Consider the following 8,216-nt stretch of genomic DNA (forward strand, 5'->3'; position numbering starts at 1 on the left):
CAGGTTAGGTAAATGTAAAATAAATGGAGCATGGAATCGCTAATAAATAAATTAAATATGGTAAGACAAACAAAGTTAAATCCCACCCTGAGTTTTATGATGGGCAGGATTTAATCTGTTATTATAAGTCATTTTTTAACTAACGGTTTTAATCAGTATAGCCTTTTAACCTTTTTTACCCCTTTTAACACCAGCTTTTTGTTAAGTTTAATCATCATCAGATATCGTGTTTTACGTTTAATAAATCCTAATCATATCCACTTTATTTTTACCAAAACTGTTAAATAACCAGCGAGAAAACACTTAAATGCCTATCTGTTTAGGGATTGATTAAATGTTATTAATTCTCCTGCTAAAAAGTTGCATTTACTGAGTTAAATCCGTCCTTAATATAAAAGCTTTAATACCGCTGCATTCACCATGCTTTTCGCGGGAAGCCCTTTCCTTTCAGGCATAGGTATCTACACATCTTCGAATTACCTAATATGCCCGCCGCTAATCGAGTCAATTCTTCAGGTGGATATTCCGATAGCAATATAAGTGTGTTTAAGAGGACAGATAATTCCGCAAGAAGAGCCGGAGCACTCTCTCATTTTCCTCGTTTTTGCTGTCTGCCTGAGAGTCTGCAAATCCATTGTCGGGCTCGGGTATTTTCTTCTCCCTCTGCACGTTGTCATCGCCAGACCAGAACACAGGCCACGCTCGCTATCAGTAACCGGCGTAACACCGCAGGTGCACTGCGTTGCAACCACGATTCAATGTCATGACCTGCCCCTTTTATCAACTTAAAAAAGGACTCAATTTCTTCACTGGGTAATTAACAAAGAATTGATATTGTTTACCCAGTGAGGGAATAATGAATACTGCTTCTTCTGTTATTTAGCTGGTCAGTCTAAGTACGGTAATTACAGAAATCATCTATTATGAAGAAATAAATAAAGTGTTAATAATAGTTAATAATATCTGCGCAGCTTACGTTAAGACAGTCACCGAATTCAAATAGAAACACTCAGAAGCATATATCGTCAGCCCAAATATACCTGATTAATATCTTGACACTTTTGAGGTTTTAGATTCCCCCCGAATTAAGCAAAAATTTCCGGCGATTTTTATTCATTCCACACGATGGATAGCGATTAATTAGCCATTTTATGTGATATTCATCACATTCTTGTCATGTTTATATGATAAATATCGTGATCTTGTGGTCATAACATTCAGAGGGCGAAATTCCCTGTTATTTATTTCCACACTACTCAGCTGGAAACGGTTTATTGTTCTCTCAAACGCCACGTATTAAGTGATGAGTGTTCCCCGCTTTCATTTTTTTACTGCGGAACAGGCTGGAACTGTTTTTGTATTCAGAGCTATAAAGTTGAAATACCGGCTCGATAATATGAAGAAGCGCGGCACGACGCTATTTAAAAGAGCTGAACGTGATTATGCGTTTAATGGCTGCTTGTGTTATCCCCGTTTCAGAATTAGGGTTCAATTATGTAAGGTTTCAAATATGGATGGATTAGTTTTCACCTGCCAAATTGGCGCACTGCCCCAAACAACCTTTCAGGTATCGCAATTTACCTTGCAGGAAGAGCTGTCACAGCTTTATAGCCTGACGTTAAAGGGGGTTAGCTCACGTGATGATATTCCCTTGAATGACCAACTGGGGAGCAGTGCATCATTGACCATTACCCGTAATGGCGTTACCGAACGCACCATTAATGGTTTAATCGCCGGCGCTGAACAGGGTAATACTGATGGCCGTCGTACTTTTTATACCTTCACCATTCGCCCCCCCATGTGGCTAATGACGCTGAATCAGAATAGCCGTATCTTCCATCGACAATCTGTACCGGAAATCCTGGCGCAATTGCTTAAAGATCATCGTATTTTATTTGTCCGTGATACGCTCTATAAACGCCATGCTGAACGGGAATACACCACGCAAAAACGTGAATCAGACTATGACTTCTGGTGCCGGATGGCGGCGGAAGAGGGCATTGCTTTCTGGTTTGATGAAGAAAAGATGTTGTTCTGTGATTGCCGCCTGGGCATGCGGGCGGATATCGATCTTACTTACAATACGCATCCTGAAACGGACGATACCGATACCACGGCATACCAGTGGAGCTATGGCGAATACCTGTGCCCGAATGGCACTGTCCAGAAAGACTATAACTTTCTTAACCCCAAATATTCGCTCGAACACCGGAAGACAGCCGACAATCGTGGGTACGGTTCGGTGTTTGAAAGCTACGGGCGTTTTCAGTGGGATGCGGAAGGAAAACCTTTTACCCAACTGCGGTTAGAGCAGTTACAAAACTACAGCAAAGTTGGCACAGCCCAAACCAACTGTATCCGGCTTCGTCCGGGCAAAATTTTTACGCTGCAATCCCATCCAATAGAAGCGATGAATGACCGCTGGCAGGTGCTGTCTGTCACTCATTATGGGCGGCAGCCTATCGCCTCAAACGACGGTGGCGAAGGAACAACACTGACAAACGATGTCACCTTTATTCCAGGACACCAGGATTGGCGGCCACCTTACCGCTACAAACCACTGGCGGACGGTGATGAAGTCGCTACGGTAGTCGGGGCGGGCAGCGAAGAGATTTATGTGAACGAACACGGCGAGATACGTATCCACTTCCATTGGAACCGTTACGATGAAGCGGACGACCTCGCTTCCTGCTGGGTACGGGTCTCACAGGGCTGGAACGGCAACGGTTTCGGTTTTATGGCGATACCCCGCGTCGGGCAGGAGGTAATAGTCAGCTATCTGAATGGCGATATTGACCGCCCGATTGTGACGGGCTGTACTTACAACGGCCTCAACCGTCCGCCACTTGATTTACCGATGGAGAAGACCCGTACCACCTTTAAAACCCGAACTCACCGGGGCCAGGGATTTAATGAACTGCGCTTTGAGGATGCCAAAGGCAGCGAGGAAGTGTTTATTCATGCTCAGCGGAATATGAATACCCAGATTCTCTGGGATAAAACCACGCAGATAGGCAATGACCAGAAAACAGACGTTGAGCATAACCGCACTGCGATAATTAAAAACGATGATGACGAAGCCGTGCAGGGTTTCCAGACGCTTGAAGTCGGTCAAAATCAAACGGTGACCATTAAAGGTCAGCAAGCTATTTCCATTGGTAAAAGTCACCAATTGAACGTCGCCGATAACCAGCAAATTACCGTGGGTAAACATATCTCGCTGCACTCTGACAGCGGGCAAATCACCATTGGGAACGCCGGCGGACAGATAGTCATTGATCCCATGGGGAATATCCGTATTGAGGGCGTCAGCATCACTATGACCGACCACATCACCGGCAAGAAATCCGCCGGTGCGCTGTTTGACTACTCCGCCCGCTATACCCTGCGAAGTGAGCAAAGCGATAAACCGCTGGTGAATACCCGCTATACCATCACCACTGGCGATGGTCAGGTCATCCCGGGTAAAACTGACGCGCTGGGCAGAACGATGGCCGTGCAGAGTGCGGCAGAGGAAAATCTGCAACTGAATTCACCGCAAGCAACACCCAAGCCGAAGAAAACCGTATACGAGGTCAGTGATAACGCGCCCGTAGAGTATGTTATGGAATTTATGGAGGAGTAAGTATGGCAATATCCAACAGCGGCAAGATGTGCCCTGCCGTCACATCAATCACCTGCACGATGGAAATCGGCGTCTTTCCCGCCGATGAAGATCCCTGTTATCTGGCGAAAAAAGCCGAATATGCCCTGCGTCTGCCGGCGATGATTATCACCAAACTGGGGGCTATTCGCTTTCTTAATCAAGTCATTATGAGTGGATTGATTAAGGTTGAGGAGCTTAAACATGACTTTCTATGGCCTTATAAAGCGGAAGTGGTGTTTGCTATCCGAGGAGAGCAAGATGTTCCCTTACCCATGCTGGCAACCAGTCAAAACTCTAAGCAACGTTATGGTAATAATTTACCGCAATCCAGTAATCCGTTTGCCCGGCCTTCTGCCAATGATATGGAGAAATTTGGTGTTAAACGTATTCGCCGCCCCGATATTATTCTGGTTAAAGATGAGGCTCTCCGCTGGCCGGGCAGAAATGCCAACTACTTTGATGGTTCTGTGCACCCTGATAATCTGAAAATGTTGATTGAGGTGAAATTTCCGGGGGATGATCTCTCTGACGATCAAGAAAAAGATTATATCCGGATTGCGACAGAAAAACGCTTTGGGGTAATGCGTGTCATAGATAATCGCACAGAGGAGCAAAAGCAGTACGATGAAGCGTGGCGAAAACATTATCAACCCGGTTCCCAACACTATAAAAATCCCATACCACTGGCCCCGCTGCCACCCGGTTCTCCTGATGATGAAGCTTTACCCATCCCGCCCGAAGAGGGTGTGCCGGGGACTATTCCTCAGCCGCTGACAAAAAAACTCCCGCTGATCAGCACTTCTCCCTGGTCTTTTTTACCCAGCTATGAAGACTGGGTTGTCCTCGGGCAGGAGGTGGCTGGTCTGGCCGAAAATGGGTTGAATTATGTCCGCGACAGTACCCGGGAGCTTCTTGCCCAATTTGGTATCTGGTTCAATCAAGCCGGCAAGTGGGTGTGTGAAGAGATTATTGACCCGATAAGCCATCAGGTCAGCTATGCTTTTTCCTGGGTTAATGAACAAACGGGAAAAATCGTGACCTGGACGGAGAGTGAGATAAAAGCCCGGTGGCAAACTGTGCAACAGGGCTCAGATATCACCCTGGAAGAGCTGAAAAACATTAGCTGGATGCAAATATTGAAAGAAGTGGGGGAAGGCATGCTGGAAGTGGTGGTGATTGTTGCCGAAGTTGCCGTTGTTATTCTCGTCACCCTTGCCGTCGCTGCCGCGCTGATTGCACTGGTGGAAATTTTAGCTGCCGCAGCAGCAGTCAGTGCCGCAGCGTTAGCTGCTGTCCTGGCAATATTGGCGAGTGTGACATTCGCCACCGCCTCATAATGAAAGGAGAGAAATATGGAGACTTTGGATTATTTTTCCCAGTTGAAATCACAACTGGCCGCGTTTACCTTCCTCAATGGCGATGGGCTGACCGTTTCTCGTCTTGGGATTTCTATCACCCTGTTTTTTAAACAAGGCTACACCCAGGAGAAAAAACAACGCATTCTGGCCTGCTATCGCCGTTTTCGCGAAGAATTTGGTACCTACCTGCGTTTTCATCGTCATTCACTGAAGGGATTAAAAAAATATTCCCCAGAAAATATTGCCAAAGTGGAAGAAGGCATTCTTAATCGGAAAAAAAACCAGCCCTCTAGTTGGGTAGTCAGTGATGCAAAAAATCTCTATGAAGCCCCTCGCTATCTGATGCGTTACCTGGATTCCGATGAAGCTGATGGTGACGATGGTAGCTCTTACTTAAGCCTGACACTTCCTTGGGATTATCTAAAAGGACAAGACGGCATGGCTCGTTTTATGGCCTGGCTGGATTTTCTGTGCGAACAACTCGAACCGGATAGTGGGGACTGTGGCTACAGCCTGGTCATCCCCAGAGATTACCATGACTACTTTCCCTTAGAGTACCAGCTAGCGCAACGTTATCCCTCCCTGCAAGTCAATTCTGCGGTTCATACCGCGGTATTACAGTATGGACATTCCATCCGGGGCATTAATTGGATCACCCTACTGTCTAAACGCTTTGTAGGGCGACTGGGTGGGGAATACTGGATACGCACAATGCTGGCACGCTACACGGATGTGGTGATTAGTACCTACCGGGATGGTCTGATTATCCGGGCCGGTCAATACCCAGATCTGACACCGCTGCCGGGCAGTGTCCCGGAGAGTTATTTTGCCATTAACCAACTGATACGTCCGATACGGGTGATCCCCCGTGAAGGCCATTCCCTTCACTTTTATGGTGCGGGTCATTTTGATGATATTTCCACACTGGCCTGGTATGCTCGCTATGACCGTGGGCCTCTGCACGTGACCCCGTTGAAGGGAAGCCATCCGGCTCTTGTCAGCGGATTCTGGCGAACCGACAGCATCCCTGACAAACAGTATTTCTTTGCTCAGGGCGCGATGGCTTTTGATATTCAGGGCGCGGAGTCGGGCACAACGCTCTGGCACCTGATACGGGAAGGGAAAAATATGTGGGAATAACAAATTATCCACTGCCTCATAATGAAATAATGAACGGAGAGAATATGGAAACTTCGGATTATTTTTCCCGGCTAAAATCACAACTGGCCGATTTTACCTTTACCAATAGTGATGGGCTGACTGTTTCCCGTCTGGGTATCTCAATTACCCTGTTTTTTAAACAGGGTTACACGCAGGAGAAAAAGCAACGCATTTTGGACTGCTATCGCCGCTTTCGGGAAGAGTTCGGTGCTTATCTGCGTTTTCACACTCATGAGTTGAAAGGATTAAAAAAATATTCACCGGAAAATATTGCCAAAGTGGAAGAAGGCATTCTTAATCAGAAAAAAAACCAGCCCTCTAGTTGGGATGTTAGTGACGCTAAAAATCTCTATGAAGCCCCTCGCTATCTGATGCATTATCTGGATTCCGATGAAGCTGATGGTGATGATAGTAGCTCCTACCTGAGTCTGGTACTGCCCTGGGATTATTTGAAAGAAGAAGACGGCATGACCAAATTTATGGCATGGCTGGATTTTCTGTGTGAACAGCTTGAACCGGACAGTGGGGATTGTGGTTACTGTTTGGTCCTACCCAGAGATTACCATGATTATTTTCCCTTAGAGTATCAGTTAGCCCAACGTTATCCTGCCTTACAAGTGAACTCTGCGGTGCATACAGCCAAATTACAGTATGGACATTCCATCCGGGGCATTAATTGGATCACCCTACTGTCTAAACGCTTTGTAGGGCGACTGGGTGGGGAATACTGGATACGCACAATGCTGGCACGCTACACGGATGTGGTGATTAGTACCTACCGGGATGGTCTGATTATCCGGGCCGGTCAATACCCAGATCTGACACCACTGCCGGGCAGCGTGCCGGAGAGTTATTTTGCCATTAACCAGCTGATACGTCCGATACGAGTAATCCCCCGTGAAGGCCATTCCCTTCACTTTTATGGTGCGGGTCATTTTGATGATATTTCCACACTGGCCTGGTATGCCCGCTATGACCGTGGACCTCTGCACGTGACCCCGTTGAAGGGAAGCCATCCGGCTCTTGTCAGCGGATTCTGGCGAACCGACAGCATCCCTGACAAACAGTATTTCTTTGCGCAGGGCGCGATGGCTTTTGATATTCAGGGCGCGGAACCGGGCACAACAATCTGGCATTTAATACGAGAAGCGGAAAATATAACGGAGTAAATAATGCGAAGTGTAGTAGAAAGAAAAAAAATTATCCTTAAAGGTGATACCACAACAACCGGAGGAAATGTTCTCAATGGTTCCGGTTTGGTAAACCAACAACTGGAGGTTGCCCGTAAAGGTGACCGGGTATTTTGTCCTGCCTGTAAACAAACCGGCGCTATTGCGGAAGGCTCTAACTTATTCAATATCCAGGGAATACCTGTCGCATTGGAGGGACACCTTGTGAAGTGTAGTTGCCAGACCGGAGCTTGTCGATTAAAGGTACGGTCATAAATATCAAACTCCAGGGCCCTTAATTGAAATACCCACAAAACCAAAGCAGGTTTTAAACTGTTATTAACATTCATTTTTTTAACTGATAATGTTAATCGGTATAAAGTTTTAACCGTTTTTTTACCCCTTTTAACGCCTGCTTTTTATTAAGTTTAATCATCATCGGCTTATCATGTTTTACGTTTAACGAATACTCGTCATATCCACTTTTTATCTTTACTGACGCTGTTTTACCCGCAGTTTTAATAAATCATCCCCCTTTATTTTTTCTTCATAAATCAGCAAATAAATAATCTGATAATATAAAAACACCTCTTTCTGTTTTCCCGATAATCACCGCCTGTTTCAGAACTTAAATCCTGCCAGATTAACCGTTTTATCCCTTTTTTATTGCATGATTTTTAGGATTTTATTCATAAAATAACCGGCAAAAAAGCACTTAAATACCCGTCTATTCGGATAATATTATTTTACGTGTGGATTTCTTTTCAACTCTCTTTTAATAGTTAATAATTTTCGATTAAATGTCATTAAATCCCCTGCTAAGAAATTGTATTTATTCAGTTAAATCTACCCTTGATATAAAAGCAAAAAACCTTAATACTT

Annotated in this window: 6 protein-coding genes; all 6 read left to right on the forward strand. The window is 45.5% G+C overall.

What is annotated here, in order from left to right:
- Positions 1 to 542 precede the first annotated feature (542 nt).
- The 6 genes from LGZ99_RS22595 (at position 543) to LGZ99_RS22620 (ending at position 7,610) form a co-directional block, all read left to right on the forward strand.
- The gene (locus LGZ99_RS22595; protein WP_262979650.1) at positions 543 to 767 is read left to right on the forward strand and encodes a hypothetical protein; all 225 of its coding nucleotides are present in this window, start codon (positions 543 to 545) and stop codon (positions 765 to 767) included.
- Positions 768 to 1,510: 743 nt separating this feature from the next.
- Entirely contained in the window at positions 1,511 to 3,625 is a 2,115-nt protein-coding gene (gene tssI, locus LGZ99_RS22600; RefSeq protein WP_262979651.1) for a type VI secretion system tip protein TssI/VgrG, read from the forward strand.
- A gap of 2 nt (positions 3,626 to 3,627) precedes the next feature.
- On the forward strand, positions 3,628 to 4,983 hold the full coding sequence (locus tag LGZ99_RS22605; protein WP_262979652.1) for a VRR-NUC domain-containing protein: 1,356 nt from the start codon (positions 3,628 to 3,630) through the stop codon (positions 4,981 to 4,983).
- 15 nt (positions 4,984 to 4,998) lie between these two features.
- Entirely contained in the window at positions 4,999 to 6,144 is a 1,146-nt protein-coding gene (locus LGZ99_RS22610) for a DUF3396 domain-containing protein (RefSeq protein WP_262979653.1), read from the forward strand.
- Positions 6,145 to 6,188: 44 nt separating this feature from the next.
- Positions 6,189 to 7,334 carry a DUF3396 domain-containing protein gene (locus tag LGZ99_RS22615; RefSeq protein WP_262979654.1) on the forward strand — a complete coding sequence of 382 codons (1,146 nt, stop codon included), beginning with the start codon at positions 6,189 to 6,191 and terminating at the stop codon, positions 7,332 to 7,334.
- A 3-nt stretch (positions 7,335 to 7,337) separates the two neighbouring features.
- Complete coding sequence (locus LGZ99_RS22620; protein ID WP_262979655.1) at positions 7,338 to 7,610, forward strand: PAAR domain-containing protein; 273 nt, start codon at positions 7,338 to 7,340, stop codon at positions 7,608 to 7,610.
- The last annotated feature ends 606 nt before the right edge of the window (positions 7,611 to 8,216 follow it).

The organism is Photorhabdus temperata (assembly GCF_025384845.1).
GTDB classification, from domain to species: Bacteria; Pseudomonadota; Gammaproteobacteria; order Enterobacterales; family Enterobacteriaceae; genus Photorhabdus; species Photorhabdus temperata.